The organism is Sphingomonas sp. (assembly GCF_025353885.1).
Taxonomy (GTDB): Bacteria; Pseudomonadota; Alphaproteobacteria; order Sphingomonadales; family Sphingomonadaceae; genus Sphingomonas_O.
Map to the genome: position 1 here is coordinate 1 of NZ_JANXNX010000040.1, position 18,248 is coordinate 18,248.

13 protein-coding genes and 1 pseudogene are annotated in these 18,248 nt (G+C 62.5%); 6 read left to right on the top strand and 8 right to left on the bottom strand.

Features of this window, described 5'->3' with window-relative positions; genetic code table 11:
- The 4 genes from trpD to Q0R02_RS04325 form a co-directional block, all read right to left on the bottom strand.
- The coding region (gene trpD / locus Q0R02_RS04310; RefSeq protein ID WP_293881177.1) for an anthranilate phosphoribosyltransferase at positions 1-657 on the bottom strand (657 nt) is incomplete at its 3' end.
- Positions 654-1,256 carry an aminodeoxychorismate/anthranilate synthase component II gene (locus Q0R02_RS04315; protein WP_293881179.1) on the bottom strand — a complete coding sequence of 201 codons (603 nt, stop codon included), beginning with the start codon at positions 1,254-1,256 and terminating at the stop codon, positions 654-656. The genes trpD and Q0R02_RS04315, both read right to left, overlap by 4 nt.
- Positions 1,257-1,275: 19 nt before the next feature.
- On the bottom strand, positions 1,276-2,778 hold the full coding sequence (gene trpE, locus Q0R02_RS04320; RefSeq protein ID WP_293881181.1) for an anthranilate synthase component I: 1,503 nt from the start codon (positions 2,776-2,778) through the stop codon (positions 1,276-1,278).
- Between the two features lie 10 nt (positions 2,779-2,788).
- Positions 2,789-4,726, bottom strand: a complete 1,938-nt coding sequence (locus tag Q0R02_RS04325) for a peptidylprolyl isomerase (RefSeq protein ID WP_293881183.1) — start codon at positions 4,724-4,726, stop codon at positions 2,789-2,791.
- Positions 4,727-4,778: 52 nt separating this feature from the next.
- Here Q0R02_RS04325 and tpiA point away from each other — a divergent pair, with 52 nt between their 5' ends.
- The 6 genes and pseudogenes from tpiA (at position 4,779) to Q0R02_RS04355 (ending at position 12,678) form a co-directional block, all read left to right on the top strand.
- A complete protein-coding gene (gene tpiA, locus Q0R02_RS04330) occupies positions 4,779-5,507 on the top strand; it encodes a triose-phosphate isomerase (protein ID WP_293881184.1) in 729 nt (242 codons plus the stop codon).
- A gap of 55 nt (positions 5,508-5,562) precedes the next feature.
- Positions 5,563-5,886 (top strand): annotated as a pseudogene (gene secG / locus Q0R02_RS04335) (preprotein translocase subunit SecG); the annotation flags it as partial.
- Between the two features lie 370 nt (positions 5,887-6,256).
- Positions 6,257-7,888: a CTP synthase gene (locus tag Q0R02_RS04340; protein ID WP_293881185.1), complete on the top strand. Its 1,632-nt coding sequence runs from the start codon at positions 6,257-6,259 to the stop codon at positions 7,886-7,888.
- A gap of 87 nt (positions 7,889-7,975) precedes the next feature.
- The gene (locus Q0R02_RS04345) at positions 7,976-10,399 is read left to right on the top strand and encodes a TonB-dependent receptor (protein WP_293881186.1); all 2,424 of its coding nucleotides are present in this window, start codon (positions 7,976-7,978) and stop codon (positions 10,397-10,399) included.
- A 349-nt stretch (positions 10,400-10,748) separates the two neighbouring features.
- The gene (locus Q0R02_RS04350; RefSeq protein ID WP_293881187.1) at positions 10,749-11,999 is read left to right on the top strand and encodes a lipoprotein-releasing ABC transporter permease subunit; all 1,251 of its coding nucleotides are present in this window, start codon (positions 10,749-10,751) and stop codon (positions 11,997-11,999) included.
- Positions 11,992-12,678: an ABC transporter ATP-binding protein gene (locus Q0R02_RS04355; RefSeq protein ID WP_293881188.1), complete on the top strand. Its 687-nt coding sequence runs from the start codon at positions 11,992-11,994 to the stop codon at positions 12,676-12,678. The genes Q0R02_RS04350 and Q0R02_RS04355 overlap by 8 nt, the downstream gene beginning before the upstream one ends.
- Before the next feature lie 46 nt (positions 12,679-12,724).
- Here the strand turns inward: Q0R02_RS04355 and cysK are convergent, their stop codons facing one another.
- From cysK to Q0R02_RS04375, 4 genes are read right to left on the bottom strand one after another with little or no spacing between them, the layout of a single operon-like run.
- Positions 12,725-13,642 (bottom strand): cysteine synthase A, encoded by a 918-nt coding sequence (gene cysK / locus Q0R02_RS04360; protein ID WP_293881189.1) that lies wholly within the window; start codon positions 13,640-13,642, stop codon positions 12,725-12,727.
- Complete coding sequence (locus Q0R02_RS04365) at positions 13,639-14,925, bottom strand: MFS transporter (RefSeq protein WP_293881190.1); 1,287 nt, start codon at positions 14,923-14,925, stop codon at positions 13,639-13,641. Before Q0R02_RS04365 ends, cysK begins: the two co-directional genes overlap by 4 nt.
- A gap of 17 nt (positions 14,926-14,942) precedes the next feature.
- Positions 14,943-15,845 (bottom strand): alpha/beta hydrolase, encoded by a 903-nt coding sequence (locus tag Q0R02_RS04370; protein ID WP_293881191.1) that lies wholly within the window; start codon positions 15,843-15,845, stop codon positions 14,943-14,945.
- A 54-nt stretch (positions 15,846-15,899) separates the two neighbouring features.
- Positions 15,900-18,173, bottom strand: a complete 2,274-nt coding sequence (locus Q0R02_RS04375; RefSeq protein WP_293881192.1) for an ATP-dependent helicase — start codon at positions 18,171-18,173, stop codon at positions 15,900-15,902.
- Positions 18,174-18,248: the final 75 nt, after the last annotated feature.

The window sequence follows — 18,248 nt, forward strand, 5'->3', positions numbered from 1 at the left end:
GTCGAGGGGTTCGTCTCCGGCGACGAGCATGGCGTCCTCGGTGTCCAGCAAAATGAGCGCTTCGGCAAAGACCGGCAGGAAATCGGGCCGCGCGACGCCGATAAGCTGGCGGGGAACGCCCGCGGGATTGGCGGCGGGGCCGGTCAGGTTGAACACGGTGCGCCGCCCGATGGCCTTGCGGATCGGGGCAAGCCTTGCCAGCGCGGGGTGATGTTTCTGGGCGAACAGGAAGCAGAGCCCTAGGTCGGCGAGCGTGGCTTCGGCGGTTTGCGACGCGCGGTCGAGGTCGAGGCCGAGGGCTTCGAGCGTGTCGGCCGCTCCGGCCCTGGACGATGCGGCACGGTTGCCGTGTTTGGCGACCGGGACACCGCAGGCGGCGACGAGGATGGCGACGGCGGTGGAGACATTCAGGCTGTGGCTCCCGTCGCCGCCCGTGCCACAAACGTCGATCGCTCCGACGGGCGCTTCGACGGGGATCATCCGGGCGCGCATGGCAGCGGCGGCAGCGGCAATTTCAATGGCAGTTTCGTCGCGATCGGCCATGACCGACAGAAACCGCGCGGTTTCGGTGTCGTCGGCGGTGCCATCGAGGATCGCGTCGAAGGCAGCGCGGGCTTCGTCGGCGGCCAGCGGGACCGACGTATCGGGCAGCCTCATAGTAGAGCCTTCAGGCGGGGTCCGGGCTTTACGGTCATTCCAGCCAGCGTCATGAAATTGGCGAGCAGGCGGTGGCCGTGTTCGGTGGCGATGCTTTCGGGGTGGAACTGGACGCCGTGGATGGGGAGCGTTGTATGGCGCAGGCCCATCACGCTGCCGTCGGGGGCAACGGCGTTGGCGACCAGGCTGGGGGGCACGTCCTGGACGATCAGCGAGTGGTAGCGGGTAGCGATGAAGGGCGTCGGCAGGCCTGCAAAGACGCCGGTCCCGTCATGGCCGATGTCGGAAGTCTTGCCGTGCATCAGGCCGCCGCGCACGACGTTGCCGCCGAAATGGTGGCCGATCGCCTGGTGGCCGAGGCAGACGCCGAGCAAGGGCCGACCAGCCAGGGCAGCGGCGGCGACCAGGTCGAGCGAAATGCCAGCCTCTCTGGGAGTGCAGGGGCCGGGCGAAATCAGAAAGGCTTCGGCACCGCTCGACATCGCTTGCCGGACCGAAATTTGATCGTTGCGAACGACTTCGACCTCGGCACCCAGTTCCATCAGATAGTGAACGAGATTCCAGGTAAAGCTGTCGTAATTGTCGATGACAAGGATCATCGGGTGGCCTTAGGCTGCGTCATTGACCGAAACCAGCCTCGTTAGAGCGGGTGACGGCCTCGCGGGCGGCGGCAAACAGGGCGCCCGCCTTCGCCTCGCACTCGCGCTGTTCGGACGCGGGGTCGCTGTCGGCAACAATGCCGGCCCCAGCCTGGACGTGCATGACGCCGTCCTTCACGACGGCGGTACGCAGGACGATGCAACTGTCCATCGATCCGTCGGGGCTGAAATAACCAACGCCGCCCGCATAGGCACCGCGCGTTTCGAGTTCGAGTTCGGCGATGACCTGGCACGCGCGGACCTTCGGCGCGCCGCTGACGGTGCCTGCGGGGAAACCCGCGAACAGGGCATCGAGCGCGTCCTTGCCCGGCGCAAGCTGGCCGATGACGTTGGATACGATGTGCATGACGTGGCTGTAATATTCCACCGTATAGCTGTCGGTGACGGTTACGCTGCCCGAGGTCGCGACACGGCCGACGTCGTTGCGACCGAGGTCGAGGAGCATCAGATGTTCGGCGCGCTCCTTTGGGTCGGCCAACAGCGACGCGCGGTTTTCGGTATCCTCGGCGGCGGTCTTACCGCGTGGGCGGGTTCCCGCGATGGGCCGAATCGTGACTTCATCATCGCGCACGCGGACCAGGATCTCGGGGCTGGACCCCGTCAGTGCAAAGCCGGGGAGATCGAGATGATAAAGGAACGGCGACGGGTTGATCCGCCGCAGCGCGCGATAGAGGTCGAATGCAGGCAAAGCGAAGGGCAGGGTGAAACGCTGCGCCAGCACGACCTGGAAAATGTCCCCCGCCGCGATGTAGCGTTGCGCGCGCGCCACCATCTCGCCGTAGCGCCCCTGCGGCAGCACGGGGGTCGGGTCGGGCAATTCCGTAACGTCGGCAGGGGCGACTTGCGCCAACGGTCGGGCAAGACGCGCTGAAGCGGCGTGGATGCGGTCGAGCGCGGCGGCGACCAGCTTGGCAGGATCGCCACCGGGCCAGACCGGCGCCACCAGATAAAGACGGTCGGCAAGACGATCGAAGACGAGGATCAGCGTCGGTCGCACGAACATCATGTCGGGTAGGTCAAGTGGATTGGCGGGCGGGCGCGGCAAATCTTCGACCAGCCCAACGGTCTCATAGCCGAAATAGCCGACCAGACAGGCAAGGACGCCGGGTAATCCTGCTGGAACATCGATACGGCATGATGCGACGAGCGAGCGCAGCGCCGCCAGCGTCTTTTCGCCGACGCGCGTAAAAGCATCGCGGTCGGTCAGCCAGCGGTCGTTGATTTCCGCTGTATTACCATGTGCCCGGAACACCAGGTCGGGCGCGAGACCGATCAGGCTGTAGCGACCCCGAACGGCACCGCCTTCAACCGATTCGAGCAGGAAATCGCCACGCCCCGGTTCAATCAGCTTCAGTGCCGCCGACACCGGCGTTTCGGTATCGGCAATCGCGCTGCGCCAGACCAGCGCCGGACGCCCCGCAGCCAGCGTCGCAGTCGCCGCGTCATCATCGCCGGGCGTCATGCGGTGGCGCTCACTGGCCCGCCGAGCCACCGACCAGCGAACGCTTCAGCGCCTCAATCGCGGCGGTATCGCGCGATGCCTTGGCCTGCGCTTTCAACGCCGACACGAACTGAGCGGCATATTCGTCACCGATAACCCGCGAAAGCTGTTGTTGAGTCGCCTGGATCAAACCTGGCTCGACCGCGGTGTCGCCCCGGTCGATTTTGTCGAGATAAACGATATACCAACCCTGCTGATCGGCGATGCCGAGCACCTTTGCGCGTTTTTCGGGCATGGCGAACAGCAGCGCGACGGGCGGCGGCACCTTGTCACCCGCACGCGCGATGTCGATGCGCTTGCCACCGGCGGGACGTGGCGCCGGCAGCTTAACCCCGGCCCCGGCAATCGCCTGCGCCATTGGCATGCCGCGATTGACGTTGGCGGCTATGGCATCGGCAATTTTCTTTGCGGCGCGCGAGGCCGCATCGCGCGTGGCCTGTTCGACAACCACCGCCCGGGCCTGCGCCAAGGGTCGGGGCGCGGACGGAACCACCTTGTCGAGATGCCAAAGTGCAAAGCCCCTGCCGGTACCAAGCGTCGCGACAGCCGCGTTGTCATCGGGTTCAGCCAGAAATGCATCGCGCAACACGATCGTCAGGTCCGGCCCGACCTGCAGCACAGGCTGGTCGGGATCCAGTCCGCCCGACGTCAGCGGCGGCGTGGTCTGGGCGGTCAATCCATATTTTTTGGCCACTTCGTCGAAGGTTGCGCCGCCGTCGACCTCGTCGCCCAGCTTTGCCACGAATGCCGCCGCGGCCTGGTCGGCCTTCTGTTTGGCCAGTTCGGCGACGATGACGGGCCGGACTTCTGTTAGCGTCTTGGCAGCGGTTGAATTCACGGCATCGACATGGACCAGATGAAAGCCGAGGCCCGACTGGACAACAGCGGCAAAACCATTCTTCGGCGCGGCAAATGCGGCCTGCGCGACGGCGGGGCTCGTCAGCTTTGCAAAAGAGGCTTGGTCGCCCGGCGGAACAATCAGGGGCGCGCGACCCGCAGCCTTGGCAACGTCGGTCAGCGAGGTGCCTCCCCTGACCTGCGCCAAGAGCTGTTCGGCTTGTGCTTTGGTCTGGACGATGACCTGCGTGAAGCCGCGCTTTTCACTGGCGGCATATTTGGCCGCGCCCGCCTTGTAGGCATTCGCGATTTCCGCGTCGGTAGGGGCGTTCTTGCCCGCGAATCGGCTTCGGTCGAACAGGGCGTAGCGGACCACGCGGCGTTCGGGCAGCGTGTAGCGCGCGATGTTGCGACTGTAGAATGTCGCGATCTGCGCGTCGGTCAGTGGCGGCAGATTGGCAAAGGCGGCACTGGGCACCGCGCCGACCAGTCCCGTCCGGTTTTCAAGCAGCAACGCCGCATAGGGACGAACCAGCGTCGCGGGCATTTGTGCACCCCCGACGACCGGGGTTAACAACCCCTTGGTCAGCACTTCCCGCGCAAAATCGGCGCGCAATTCGTTTTCCGGGATTTTACGACGGGCAAGCGTCGACAGGTAGATATTGCGATCGAACTTTCCAGTCGGCCCGTTGAACGCGGGGATGCTTGCAATCTGGCCGTCGACCAGTCGCTTGCTGGCGTTCATGCCTTGCGAAACGGCAAATTCCTCCAGTGTCCGGCCATTCTGGATCTGGTCGATGGTATCCTCGACACCCCCATCAGCGACAAATGCCGCCATCGTCAGGCCGGGCGATTGCTGGCGCGCGGCCTCCAGCTGCGTCTGGACGCGTTGCCGCACCTCCGCCTCGGTGATCTTCGTACCGTCGACCGACGCCAGCGATCCACCGCCGGCCCCGGCCAGACCCATGCCGCCCTTGCCCTCGTAAAGGGTGACGACAAATGCGATCAGGATGATTGCAAATACTCCGATGCCCAGCGGCGAAGCTGCGAAACGGCGAAAGAAAGACATCATGAAGCGGAAATCCGGCCTTGAGCAATGATGGAAGCCCCCATAGGACGCGGGCATGAAACTACGCAAGCTGATCGCTGGAAACTGGAAGATGCACGGCAGCCTTGCCGCCCTTGCCGAAATCGCAACAATTGCCGAAAACCTGCCCGGCAACGTCGATGTCGCGCTTTGTCCGCCCTTTACGCTGATCGCGGCGGCAGCCCGACTGGGCGTCACGATCGGCGCGCAGGATTGTCATTCGGAAACCGCCGGGGCGCACACCGGCTGCGTGTCGGCGGCGATGTTGAAGGAAGCGGGCGCGACAATATGCATCGTCGGCCATAGCGAACGGCGCGCCGACAATTTCGAGACCGACGCCATGGTCAGGGCAAAGGCGCAAGCGGCCCAGGCGGGCGGATTGATCACCATCGTCTGCGTCGGCGAAACATTGGCGCAGCGTGATGCCGGAGAGGCGATTGCGGTCGTCGAACGACAGCTTGCGGGGTCGCTGCCTGATGCGCGCGAAGGACTGGTTGTCGCCTATGAACCGGTCTGGGCAATCGGGACGGGGCGGACGCCGACGGTAGACGACGTGGCCGCGATGCACGCCGCCATCCGTGCCGTCGTCGGGCCGGTCGTGCGCATCCTTTATGGCGGGTCGGTCAAGGCCGCGAACGCCGATGCATTGATGAGTGTGACCAATGTCGACGGCGCGTTGGTCGGCGGGGCAAGCCTGACCGCGGCCGATTTCCTGCCAATCGTTGCAGCAGCGGCCATGGTTGCCCGCAGCGGCACGACGGGCTAGAGGCTCGCGCTTTCCCGCGCTCGATCCCCGCGCTCGACATAGAGAATTTGCACCGATGCTGACCTTTCTGCTCGTCATTCATGCCATCATTACGGCGACGCTGGTCGGGGTCATCCTGATGCAGCGTTCGGAAGGTGGCGGCCTGGGCATGGGTGGCAGTCCCAGTGGCCTGATGTCGGCACGCGGTGCCGCCGATTTCCTCACGCGGGCGACGACCGTCCTGGCAAGCCTGTTCATCCTCCTGTCGATCGCCAGCGCGGTCGTCGCGTCGCGCAGTGCGTCTTCGCGGACAATCGATACATCGCTGGCGCGCACACCCGCGCCCGCTGCCCCGGCCCCTGCGGTTCCCCTGAACGGCGATCCGCTGGCAGCCGCCGCTGCTGCTGGCAACAATGCTGTACCGGTCGTATCGGCACCGGTCCCCGTTCCCGGCCCGGTCAGCACCGAGACCGTCCGCGCCGTGGCGCCACGGGCCGACGAACCCAAGAATGTGCGCAAGCCAGCTATTGAGCCAGCGCCGTCGAAGCCTCTCGCTGCCAAGCCGGTTGAGACGCCTGCCAAGCCAGCCGTCATCACCCCGGCGGTTCCGGCTCCGACGCCAGCTCCCGCGACTACGGTGGCGCCCGCACCAAAGCCCGCAGGTAACGGCAACTAACCGTCTGGGTGCAGTTTATCGCAAGGGTAACGTGCGGCCATCGCGAGTCGCCTCCTTGCGCTATGCCTGCGCTCGCGGTTAAGCCCATCTTCCCATGGCACGGTTCATTTTTATCACCGGCGGCGTGGTTTCCTCGCTTGGCAAAGGTCTTATGGCGGCATCGCTGGCGGCGCTTTTGCAGGCGCGTGGCTATACCGTCCGCATTCGCAAGTTCGATCCCTATCTGAACGTTGATCCCGGCACGATGTCGCCGTATCAACATGGCGAGGTCTATGTGACCGACGACGGTGCAGAGACCGATCTGGACCTTGGCCACTATGAACGGTTCACCGGCGTGGCATCGCGGCAGTCGGACAATGTGACGTCGGGCCGGATCTACCAACAGATCATCCAGCGCGAGCGGCGTGGTGATTATCTGGGCGCGACGGTGCAGGTCATCCCGCATGTGACCGATGCGCTGAAAATCTTTGCGATGAACCAGACCGATGATGTCGATTTCGTGCTGTGCGAGATCGGCGGGACCGTTGGCGACATTGAATCGCTGCCCTTCATCGAGGCGATTCGCCAGCTTCGCAACGACCTGGGTCGCGGCAATTCAGTGTCGATCCACGTGACTCTCGTGCCCTTCATCGCAGCGGCCGGTGAACTGAAGACCAAGCCCACCCAACATTCGGTCCGCGAACTGACGGCGCTGGGCGTTCAGCCCGATGTGCTCGTTTGCCGGTGCGAGCAGTTTTTACCGGTCAGCGATCGCGCCAAGATCGCCTTGTTCTGCAACGTCCGGCAAGAGGCGGTTATTCCTGCGCTCGACGCTGTCAGTATTTACAACGTCCCGTTGCAATATCATGCCGAGGGGCTCGACGACGAAGTCCTGCGCGCCTTTGGCATCGAACCCGAGGGCGACCCCGAACTGTCGCGCTGGACCGACATTGCCGAGCGCCTTGCCAATCCGGAGGGCGAGGTGACTATCGGCGTCGTGGGCAAATACGTTGGCCTGCCTGACGCCTACAAGTCGCTACACGAGGCGCTTGTGCACGGCGGGATTGCCAACCGGGTGAAGGTGCGGGTCAAGTGGCTCGATGCCGAGATGTTTGAGGATGGTCGCGACATTGCCGCCGAACTGGAACCGATGGATGCCATATTGGTCCCCGGCGGCTTTGGCGAGCGCGGCAGCGAGGGCAAGATTGCGAGCGTCCGCTTTGCCCGCGAACGCAATGTGCCGTTCTTCGGAATTTGCCTGGGTATGCAGATGGCGTGCATCGAAGGCGCGCGGAACACCGCTGGTATCGCCGCTGCTTCGACCACCGAATTCGGGCCGACGCCGGAACCGGTGGTGGGACTGATCACCGAATGGATGGGTGCCGAGGGTCTCCAGAAGCGGGCAGCCGATGGCGACATGGGCGGCACGATGCGGCTGGGTGCCTATGATGCGACGCTGGCAGGGAACAGTCATGTCGCGGCGATCTATGGCAACGCAGCAATCTCCGAACGGCACCGGCATCGCTACGAGGTCAATGTCCACTATCGCGATATGCTGGAGGCGGGCGGTTTGCGTTTTTCGGGAATGTCGCCCGATGGCACATTACCCGAGATCGTCGAACGTCCCGATCATCCCTGGTTCGTCGGCGTTCAGTTCCATCCGGAACTGAAATCCAAGCCTTTCGACCCGCACCCCCTGTTTGCGAGTTTCATCGAGGCCGCGGTCAAGCAGAGCCGTCTGGTCTAAAAAGCTAAGCTTTCGACGGCGCATTCTTTTCTGGGCTTTCAATTCATACCATTTTGGTGGACTAGGATCGCGACCAGGGAGCCTTACATGAAAAAGAACGCGATCTATCTCAGCATATTGCTGTCGACTGCATCTCCGATCGTGGCGCATTCACAGGTGGCGGCGCCCGATCCCACTTCTCCCCAATCGGCCGAGACGGCCATCGACAGCGATCCGGGGGCGATTGTCGTCACCGCCCGCCGTCGTGAGGAGCGAGCCCAGGACGTGCCGATCGCGTTGTCGGTCCTGAGCGGCGTTTCGCTGGCGCAGCAGGCGACATTCTCGCTGGCGCAGATCACGCAGCTTGCGCCGACGTTGCAATTTACATCGTCGAACCCGCGCAATACTTCGCTCAACATTCGTGGGCTTGGCGTGTCCTATGGCCTAGCCAACGACGGTCTGGAGCAGGGCGTCGGCTTCTATGTCGACGGGGTCTATAACAGCCGCCCCGCTGCTGCCGCCTTCGACTTGCTTGACGTCGAGCGCGTCGAAATCCTGCGTGGGCCGCAGGGCACATTGTTCGGCAAGAATACCACAGCGGGCGCCATCAACATCTCGACGCTGACACCCAGCTTCACGCCAGAGGGGCAGTTCGAAGGGTCGGGGGGCACACACAGGTTCGGTCAGCTGAAAGCCTCGATCTCGGGGCCACTGGTCGGTGACCGCGTCGCTGGCCGCCTGTCAGTGGGTTACACCACGCGCGACGGGTTTGTGCGGTCGACGGCGACCGGCCGCAATGTCAACGACCTCGACAATTTTGTCGCGCGCGGCCAGCTGCTCTGGAATGCCACGCCGACCCTGAACTTCCGGCTGAGCGGCGACATCAATATCCAGAATCCAGACTGCTGCACACAAGTGTTCGTGCGCGCCGGATTGACCGGAAAGACCCCCGACAAGCAATACGCCGCACTCGCCGCGCACTATAATTATGCACCGCCTAGCCTGAATTATCGTGACCGCCTGTCCGACGTGGACGGCCGGTTAAATGCCCGGTCGGAATTGGGTGGCCTGTCGCTGACGGGTAGTCTCGACCTTGGCGCGGCGACCCTGACATCGATCACGGCGTGGCGCTACTGGAACTGGCAGCCCGCCAACGACCGCGATTACACTTCGCTCGACATCATCCGGCAGTCGGCCAATCCGGTGCAGCAAAACCAGTATAGCCAGGAACTGCGCCTGTCCTCCAACGGCAAGAACACGATCGATTATACCGTTGGCTTTTATGCTTATTATCAGAAGCTGAGGGGCCAGAACGTAACCGAATGGGGCGCGCAGGGGGCTTACTGGCTGATCGGGCCAAAGACGACCCGAACCTCGGGCGGGGTCACGACCACTGTTGACGTTCCTGAAAACCTGATTGACGGCTACATCACCACGTCAAAGGCGGTTTCCACCATTCAGAGCTATGCCGGCTTCGCACAGGCGACCTGGAATATCACGCCGAGGCTGCACTTCACGCCGGGCTTGCGCTACACCTATGAAAAGAAGGACGCCGACTATGCAGCGGTCGTCAATGGTGGGCTCGATCCAGCGACAGTGACCCCGGCTTATATGCAACCGCAGATTGACGCCCTGAATGCTGCCAAGCTTTCGATATTCCGTCCGCAGGCTTATTCGGTCGCTTTCAACGCCAGCGCGCTGACGGGAGATGCAAACTTTTCGTGGCAACCTGTTCCCGACGTGCTGATCTACGCGGGCTATGCGCGGGGGTTCAAGTCGGGCGGCATCAACCTTGCGGGTCTGCCATTCAACGCATCGAATAACCCCGCTTTGAACCGGGCGGTGGTAAATCCAGAGCGCAACCAGACCTACGAAGCGGGCCTGAAAACGCAGTGGTTTCACCATCTTCTGACCGCAAACTTCGCCATCTTTCGCACCGACGTGAAGGATTTCCAGGCCAATGTCGTCGATAATGGGCCCGGCGCATTGCGCGGCTATCTCGCCAACGTCGAGCGGGTCCGCAGCCAGGGTGCGGAGTTCGACCTGTCGATCGCGCCGATCAGCGGATTTTCGGGCTATGTTCGCGGTGCCTATACCGACGCGAAATATGTGTCGTTCAAGAATGCGCCGTGCCCGCTGGAGCAGATCACCAATACGACGGTTGTTTGCGACCTGTCGGGACAGCAACTGCCCGGATCGTCGAAATGGGGACTGTCGGCGGGCACTGAATATCGCCGTTCGGTCAGCAACGGCAGCGCTTATGTCGGCGTCGACGCCAATTACCGATCATCCTTTTATGCCGATTCGTCCGATTCGAAATACCTCCGGATCGATGCCTATACGCTGTTCAACGCGCGGATCGGCTTTGCGTCGGAAAATGGGTGGGAGGTTTTCGCGCTGGTCCGCAACGTGTTCGACAAGAATTACCTGCAGCTGCTGACGCCGCAGTCGGGCAATTCCGGACTGATCTCGGGCCTGCCGGGCGATCCCCGCACGTTCCAGGTGACAGCACGCTATCGCTTCGGAAGTTGAGCCAAACGCTTCCCTTCGGCGGGAGCCGGAGGGGAGGACTTACTAACCGGACATGAAAACGCCCGGACCGTTTCCAGCCCGGGCGCCTGCGTGACGATCGCTCGTCAGCCCCCTTTAAAATCCGACCTGCAACGCTGCACATTCCCCTATTGATGTGTGCAGCGGAGACTGGATCTCCCCGAACCGCGGCCGTTGCCATTCGTTTCAGAACTATGTCGTTATGACCGGTATGGACGCATGTCACGAAGCGAACGCCATGCCGCTATCGATTTGGGGCGCCCTGTGTTCATTTCGCAACACGTTGGTCGTGGTTGCGGGATATTGCGCGGAACCCTAAGGCGAGGCCAATATGTTACTTTCCCCTTATGAAATGATGATAACGCGCCGTTACCTCCTGCCGGGAAAGGGGGAGGGCTTCATTTTTCTGGTCGCATCGATCAGCCTGGTTGCAGTGATGCTGGGCGTGGCCGCGCTGATTATCGTCATGAGCGTCATGAATGGGTTTCGCGCCGAACTGTTCGACAAGATCGTGGGCTTGAACGGCCACGCCGTCGTTCAGGGTTTCGGGGGCCGGTTGCCCGACTGGCGCGACATTGTGAGGGAGGCCAGAGCCACACCCGGCGTCACTTCTGCGACCCCACTGATCGAACAGCCGCTGATGGCCAGCCACGATGGGCGCGTAGAAGGTATTTTGGTCCGGGGGATGCGCGTTGAGGACATCCGCAACAATGCCGCGCTGAAGACGAAAGTGCTCGGCGGTAGCCTCAATGCGCTGGTGCCCGGCAGCGGCAACGTCGCGATCGGCGCGCGGCTGGCAGAAGCGCTCGGCGCTCAGGTCGGCGGCGAAATCAGCCTGATTTCACCTACCGGGCAGGCCACGCCGTTCGGCACGGTGCCCCGGATTGTTAGCTACAACGTCGCCGCGATCTTCGAGATTGGCGTCTATGATTACGACAAGGCCTTTGTCGTGATGCCAATCGCAGATGCACAGACGCTCCTGCTGCTGGGTGATTCGGTCGGGATGGTGGAACTGGAAACGACGAACGCGGACAAGGTCGGCCAGATCCTGGAACCTTTGGGCGCCAAGGTCGGCGCGCGCGGGGTCGTGACCGACTGGCGCAGCATGAATTCGGCGTTGTTCGAGGCACTGACGGTCGAACGCGTCGCCATGTTCGTCGTCCTGTCGATCATCATTCTCGTCGCGGTGTTCAACATCCTGTCGTCACTGATCATGCTGGTCCGCGCCAAGACCCGTGACATTGCGATCCTGCGCACGATGGGCGCCAGTCGCGAATCGCTGATCAGGATTTTCGTTGTCGTCGGCGTGACGATCGGGGCGCTGGGAACGGCGGCGGGATTGGCGCTTGGCTTTTTCTTCCTGTTTTTCCGCCAGCAGGTGATCGAGGGCGTGCAGTTCGTCACCGGTCAGAACCTGTGGGACCCGTCAATCCGCTTCCTTACGGAATTGCCGTCGAAGCCCGATCCGTTCGAGGTGATCGGTATCGCCGTGATGGCACTGATCTTCAGTTTCCTCGCTACTCTCTATCCCGCGTTCAAGGCGGCGAGCACCGACCCCGTGCAGGTGCTCCGCTATGAATGACGTCCTGGCCGTGAGCGGCCTGTCGCGTTCGTTTCGGCAGGGCGAAGTCACCATCGACGTGCTGCGCGGCATCGACATGACCATCGCGCCGGGTGAAATCGTGGCGCTGCTGGGTCCGTCGGGCTCAGGCAAGTCGACCTTGCTGCAGGCGGTCGGTTTGCTGGAGGGCGGGTTCGAAGGCTCGATACGCATCGATGGCGAGGAAGCGGCAAGGCTCGATGCGAAGGGTCGCACCCGGTTACGCCGCGATGCGCTTGGGTTCGTTTACCAATTTCATCATCTGCTTCCCGATTTCAGCGCGAGCGAGAACGTCGTCCTACCGCAGCTGATCTTCGGCACGTCCCGCGCTGCGGCGGAGGAGCGTGCCGAAAGCCTGTTGGGCGCGCTGGGTCTTGGTCACCGTCTGACGCATCGGCCGAGCCAGCTTTCAGGGGGCGAGCAGCAACGCGTGGCCGTCGGTCGGGCATTGGCGAACAAGCCGCGACTGGTGTTGGCCGACGAACCGACGGGCAATCTGGACGAGGCGACCGCCGACCGCGTTCTGGCGGAGTTCTTGCGACTGGTCCGCGAAGAAGGGAGCGCGGCGCTGGTCGCTACGCATAATGAGCGACTGGCCCGCCAGATGGACCGCGTCCTGCGCCTGCACGAGGGTCGGCTGGAAGTGGCCCGTCCGGTCTAGACCTGAAACCGCATGGGCCGAAACCCATGTGGCCCGGCGCGGGCAGCTATTCGGGCAGGAAGTCCGGCACCGACAGATACCGCTCTCCCGTATCATAGTTGAACCCGAGCACCCGCGCACCGGGCGCAAGGTCGGGCAGTTTCTGCGCAATCGCCGCGAGCGTCGCGCCCGAAGATATGCCGACCAGCAGTCCTTCTTCAGACGCGGACCGCCGCGCCATTGTTTTGGCATTGGCGGGATCGACCTGGATCACGCCATCCAGCAACTGGGTATGAAGGTTGGCGGGAACGAAACCGGCCCCGATCCCCTGGATGGGATGCGGCCCCGGCTGCCCGCCCGAAATCACCGGGGACAGGGTCGGTTCGACGGCAAAGACTTTTAGCCCCGGCCACTTCGCCTTCAGAACCTGGGCGACGCCGGTGATATGCCCGCCGGTCCCGACGCCCGTGATGACGGCATCGAGCGGCGTGTCGGCAAAGTCGTCGAGGATCTCGATCGCGGTCGTCCGCGCGTGAATGTCGATATTGGCCGGGTTTTCGAATTGTTGCGGCATCCATGAATTCGGAGTGGATGCGATGATCTCCAGACCACGCTCCATCGCCCCCTTCATGCCCATCTCGCGGGGAGTCAGGTAGAACGTCGCGCCATAGGCAAGCATCAGCCGACGTCGTTCGAGCGACATCGATTCGGGCATCACCAGAATAAGCTTATAGCCCTTCACTGCAGCGACCATCGCCAGGCCAATGCCAGTGTTGCCGCTGGTTGGTTCGACAATCGTGCCGCCGGGCTTCAGCGCGCCGGTACGCTCGGCGTCCTCGACCATTGCCAGCGCAATGCGATCTTTGATCGACCCCCCGGGGTTTGCCCGTTCGGATTTTATCCAGACTTCGCTATCGGGAAAAAGTCGGTTGACGCGGATATGCGCTGTGTTGCCGATGGTTTCTAGAACGGATGATGCTTTCACGCTGGCTTCTCCTGCAGGACGGCATTGGCAAGGGCGGTTTCGGACGGCGGGTCGAACGTGCGGGCGTTCCTGAGCTGTGGAAACAGTCGCACCCACAGCAATGTTACGACGATTGCCGCAATCCCGCCACCGACAACGGCAACGACTGGGCCGATCAACGCGGCAAGAAATCCCGATTCGGCCTCACCAAGTTCATTCGAACCCGAAATGAACAACGTGGAAACGGCACCGACGCGACCGCGCATGGCGTCTGGTGTGTACAATTGCATCAGCGATTGCCGCACGTATACCGACAGCATGTCCGCCGACCCCAGTACCCCCAGCGCTACCAGCGAAAGCGGCATCCAGCGTGAAAGCCCGAACACCACGGTTGCCGCGCCAAACACGACGACCGCGATCAGCATCTTGACGCCCACGTTGTTTTTGAGCGGCCTGAATGCGAAATAAAGCGCGGTCAGCGCTGCACCCAGTGCCGGAGCCGCACGAAGGTGGCCAAGCCCCTCCGGTCCGGCATGAAGTAAGTCGCGCGCATAGACGGGGAGCATGGCAGTCGCCCCCCCCAGCAGGACCGCAAAAAGATCGAGCGAAATAGCGCCCAGAACCAGCTTGTTTCGACGAACATATCGCAGCCCATCCAGCATCTGGATCCAGGGCGGCGATTTCGACATCTCGGGGCGCGGCACCGGGCGGATCATCATCAGGCATAAAAAAGCGACACCGAACAGTCCCGCGCTGGCGATATAGGGGACATCATGCCCGGTCGCGTAAAGATAGCCACCGATGGCTGGGCCAACGACTGATCCCCCCTGCCACGCGATCGACGACAGCGCGATGGCGTTGGGCAGGATCTCCTTTGGTACCAAATTGGGCGCGAGCGCAGACAGGGCGGGGCTGGCAAAGGCACGCGCGACACCCAGCAAGGCAGCGATCGCAAAAAGCCAAGGCAGGCTGATCGTACCACTGGCGGTTAGCCAGGCGAGCGCCACCGCACAGCCGCATTCGAGTGCCAGCGCCGAGCGTGCGACCCAGCGACGGTCTATGCGATCGGCAACCCAACCCACCACCAACGTCAACAGGGCGAGCGGCAGGAATTGGGCTACGCCGATCAGCCCGAGCTGAAACGCCGCTTCCCTGAGCGACATGCCCAAGGTGCCCCGCGCAATGTCGTAAACCTGGTAGCCAATGATTACGACCATCGAGGTCTGGGCGAGCGTAGTCGCGATCCGGGCGATCCAATAGTATCGAAAATCGCGGATGCCGAAGGGAGAAGTGGTGGAGTTCACCACTTCCCTTTGGATCATCAGATGATTGGCTGCAATCCGCCAAGCATTGGATCCAACGCAGCGGCACGGCGAATATCTTGTTCTTCGGAAACTTCGCCTTCTCCGCGCAGGAAATCAACCAGGTCGCGAATGACCTCGTCCTTGTGTGTCGCCAATGTTGCGTGGGGCGCGCCGTCATATTCAACCAGGCGCGCGTGCCGGATCAGGCGAGCCGCCTCGCGCGCGCTGCCGTCAATCGGGACAACCTGGTCACTGGTTCCGTGCAGGATCAGTGTCGGCATCGTAAATGCCGCTGTGTCAGCTCGAAAATCGGTTGCGGCGAACGCGCGCGCGCAAGCAAGTGTCGGTGAAAGTCCCGCCTGCATCGCCCAAGTGAAAAAGGTGTCGAGGACCGCCTGGCTAACTGGTTTGCTGATGAAGCCGGTGCCGGTGAACGTCTTCGCAAAGCTCTGCATGAAATCGCCGCGATCCTTGCGAATACCCGCCAACATGCCGTCGAAGACTGACTGGTCGGTGCCCTTTGGATTGTCATCGGTCTTCAGCATATATGGCACGACCGACGAAATCAGCACGGCGTGCGACACGTTGGCGGACCCATGTTTAGCCAAATATCGCGCGACTTCGCCGCCGCCCATTGAAAACCCAACCAGCGCCGCATTTTTCGATTCGGTTTTTTCCATAACCGTCGCCAAATCGTCGGCCAGTGTGTCATAATCATAACCGCCGACTGGCTGATCCGACCGGCCGAAGCCGCGACGGTCATAAGCAATGGCATGAAAGCCTGCCTCCGCCAGCCCCACCCCAATATCGTCCCAGCTATCCGCATTCAGCGGCCAACCGTGCAGCAGGATAACCGGTGGCCCTGCACCCCATTCCTTGACGTAAAGGCGGGTGTTGTCGCTGGTCGTGACGTAGGGCATCATGGACTCCTGTAAATTCAGGATAGAAACCCACCGGGCCAGCAATGGTTGCCCTCAGGGAATGCTGATAAAACTGTCTAGCACGCGTTTGCGACCGGCCATCTCAAAATCGATTTCCAGCTTGTTGCCTTCGATTTCGGCAATCAGGCCATAACCGAACTTAGTATGGAACACCCGAAGCCCCACAGCCACATCGTCGCGACCCTTGTTGCCCAGACTGATGGCCGAACCCCGCGCCTCGACAATGCGGGCAGGAATGGCGGTGAACCCGCCGGCATTGGCGCGTTGCCAGCCCGGACCCCGACCGGTGCCGCGCGCGACGTTGGCAAAGGGGTCGGCACGGTCAGACCAGTTGGCCTGCCATAGCGAAGCGCCGCCACTCATCGTGGTTTCGGAATCGACGTTTGCCTCGGGAAGTTCTCCGACGAAGCGGCTCGGGATGCTGCTTGTCCACTGGCCATATATGCGGCGGTTGGCGGCGTGCAGAATCGTTGCCGACCGGCGCGCGCGCGTGATGGCGACATAAGCGAGGCGACGTTCCTCCTCGAGGCTGGCGAGGCCGCCTTCGTCGAGTGCGCGTTGCGAGGGGAACACCCCTTCTTCCCAACCAACGAGAAACACCTTTTCGTATTCCAGTCCTTTGGCGGCATGAATGGTCATAATCGTGACCTTCTCGGTGTCGCGCTGGGCGTCATTGTCCATCACCAGCGACACATGTTCCAGGAACGCGCCGAGGTTTTCATATTCCTCCATTGCGCGGACCAGTTCGGCCATGTTCTCCAATCGACCGGCGGCTTCGGCGGAGCGGTCGGCCTGCAACATCGCAGTGTATCCGCTCTCGTCGAAGATCTGGCGAGCGAGGTCGGGGTGCGCCATCGACCCCGACATGTCGCGCCAACGGGCAATGTCGCCGACCAGATTGCCAAGCGCGCGGCGTGCTTGAGGGGTCAGTTCGTCAGTATCGAGGATCATCGCGGCGGCGGCCGATAGCGGCACATTGGCGGCGCGCGCGAGTTGCTGAACCTTTGCCACGGCCTTGTCACCAAGCCCGCGTTTGGGGATATTAACGATCCGTTCGAGCGCGAGATCGTCGCTCGGTTGGTTAACGAGGCGGAGGTACGCGAGCGCGTCGCGGATTTCGGCGCGTTCGTAAAAACGGAACCCGCCGACGATCTTGTACGGCATCCCGATGGCGATGAAGCGGTCCTCGAACTCACGGGTCTGAAACTGCGCGCGCACCAGGATCGCCACGGCGTCGAGCGAGTTGCGGGCACGTTGCCAGCCTTCGATTTCATCGCCGACGCGACGGGCTTCTTCAGGGCCGTCCCACACACCGATGACCTGAACTTTGTCGCCGTCGGCCAATTCGGTAAACAGCGTCTTGCCGAGACGGCCTGAGTTGTTGGCGATGACGCCTGATGCGGCGGCAAGAATGTGCGGAGTTGAGCGGTAATTCTGTTCGAGCCGGATGACCTTGGCGCCGGGAAAATCCTTTTCGAACTTCAGGATATTTTCGACCTGCGCGCCGCGCCATGAATAAATCGACTGGTCGTCGTCACCGACGCAGCAGAGGTTCTTGCGGGTCTGCGCGAGCAGGCGAAGCCACAGATACTGGCTGGAATTAGTGTCCTGATATTCGTCGACCATGATGTAGCGAAAGCGGGTCTGATAGCTTTCGAGTACGTCGCGGTGCTCCTTCAGGATGGTGAGGACATGGAGCAGAAGATCCCCGAAATCGCAGGCGTTCAGCGCGATCAGTCGCGCCTGATATTGCGCGTAAAGCTCACCGCCCCGACCGTTGGCAAAGCGTTCAGATTCGCCTGCGTCGATGTCCTTGGGAACCAGCCCCTTGTTCTTCCACTGGTCGATCAACCCGCCAAGCGCGCGCGCGGTCCAGCGCTTCTCGTCGAGTTCGGCGGCGCGGATGAGCTGTTTCATCACCCGCAACTGGTCGTCGGTATCGAGGATGGTGAAATTCGATTGCAGCCCGACGAGTTCGGCATGACGGCGCAGCATCTTTGCAGCAATCGCGTGGAACGTGCCCAGCCACGGCATTCCCTCCACCGTATCGCCCACCAGACGCCCGACGCGCTCGCGCATTTCGCGCGCCGCCTTGTTGGTGAAGGTGACGCTGAGGATTTCGGAAGGATAGGCCTTGCGGGTATAAAGCAGATGCGCGAGCCGGGCAGTAAGGGCGGCGGTCTTGCCGGTGCCGGCACCCGCCAGCACCAGGACAGGGCCGTCGGTCGTGAGGATGGCTTCGCGTTGCGGGGCATTGAGTCCGCGCAGATAGGGTGGGTCTTGGTCGGTGGGCGCGGGCAGGGACATCTGTGAACAGTTAGGGAACGGCCGGGCCGAGAGCAAGGGCGCGGGCAAGGTGCGTGGGACTTGACCGGCCGGCGC

Excerpts from the sequence above, each read along its gene's own strand:
- Q0R02_RS04315 (WP_293881179.1), bottom strand. The coding sequence starts at position 1,256 with ATGATCCTTGTCATCGACAATTACGACAGCTTTACCTGGAATCTCGTT.
- trpE (WP_293881181.1), bottom strand. The coding sequence starts at position 2,778 with ATGACGCCCGGCGATGATGACGCGGCGACTGCGACGCTGGCTGCGGGG.
- Q0R02_RS04325 (WP_293881183.1), bottom strand. The coding sequence starts at position 4,726 with ATGATGTCTTTCTTTCGCCGTTTCGCAGCTTCGCCGCTGGGCATCGGA.
- tpiA (WP_293881184.1), top strand. The coding sequence starts at position 4,779 with ATGAAACTACGCAAGCTGATCGCTGGAAACTGGAAGATGCACGGCAGC.
- Q0R02_RS04340 (WP_293881185.1), top strand. The coding sequence starts at position 6,257 with ATGGCACGGTTCATTTTTATCACCGGCGGCGTGGTTTCCTCGCTTGGC.
- Q0R02_RS04345 (WP_293881186.1), top strand. The coding sequence starts at position 7,976 with ATGAAAAAGAACGCGATCTATCTCAGCATATTGCTGTCGACTGCATCT.
- Q0R02_RS04350 (WP_293881187.1), top strand. The coding sequence starts at position 10,749 with ATGTTACTTTCCCCTTATGAAATGATGATAACGCGCCGTTACCTCCTG.
- Q0R02_RS04355 (WP_293881188.1), top strand. The coding sequence starts at position 11,992 with ATGAATGACGTCCTGGCCGTGAGCGGCCTGTCGCGTTCGTTTCGGCAG.
- Q0R02_RS04370 (WP_293881191.1), bottom strand. The coding sequence starts at position 15,845 with ATGCCCTACGTCACGACCAGCGACAACACCCGCCTTTACGTCAAGGAA.
- Q0R02_RS04375 (WP_293881192.1), bottom strand. The coding sequence starts at position 18,173 with ATGTCCCTGCCCGCGCCCACCGACCAAGACCCACCCTATCTGCGCGGA.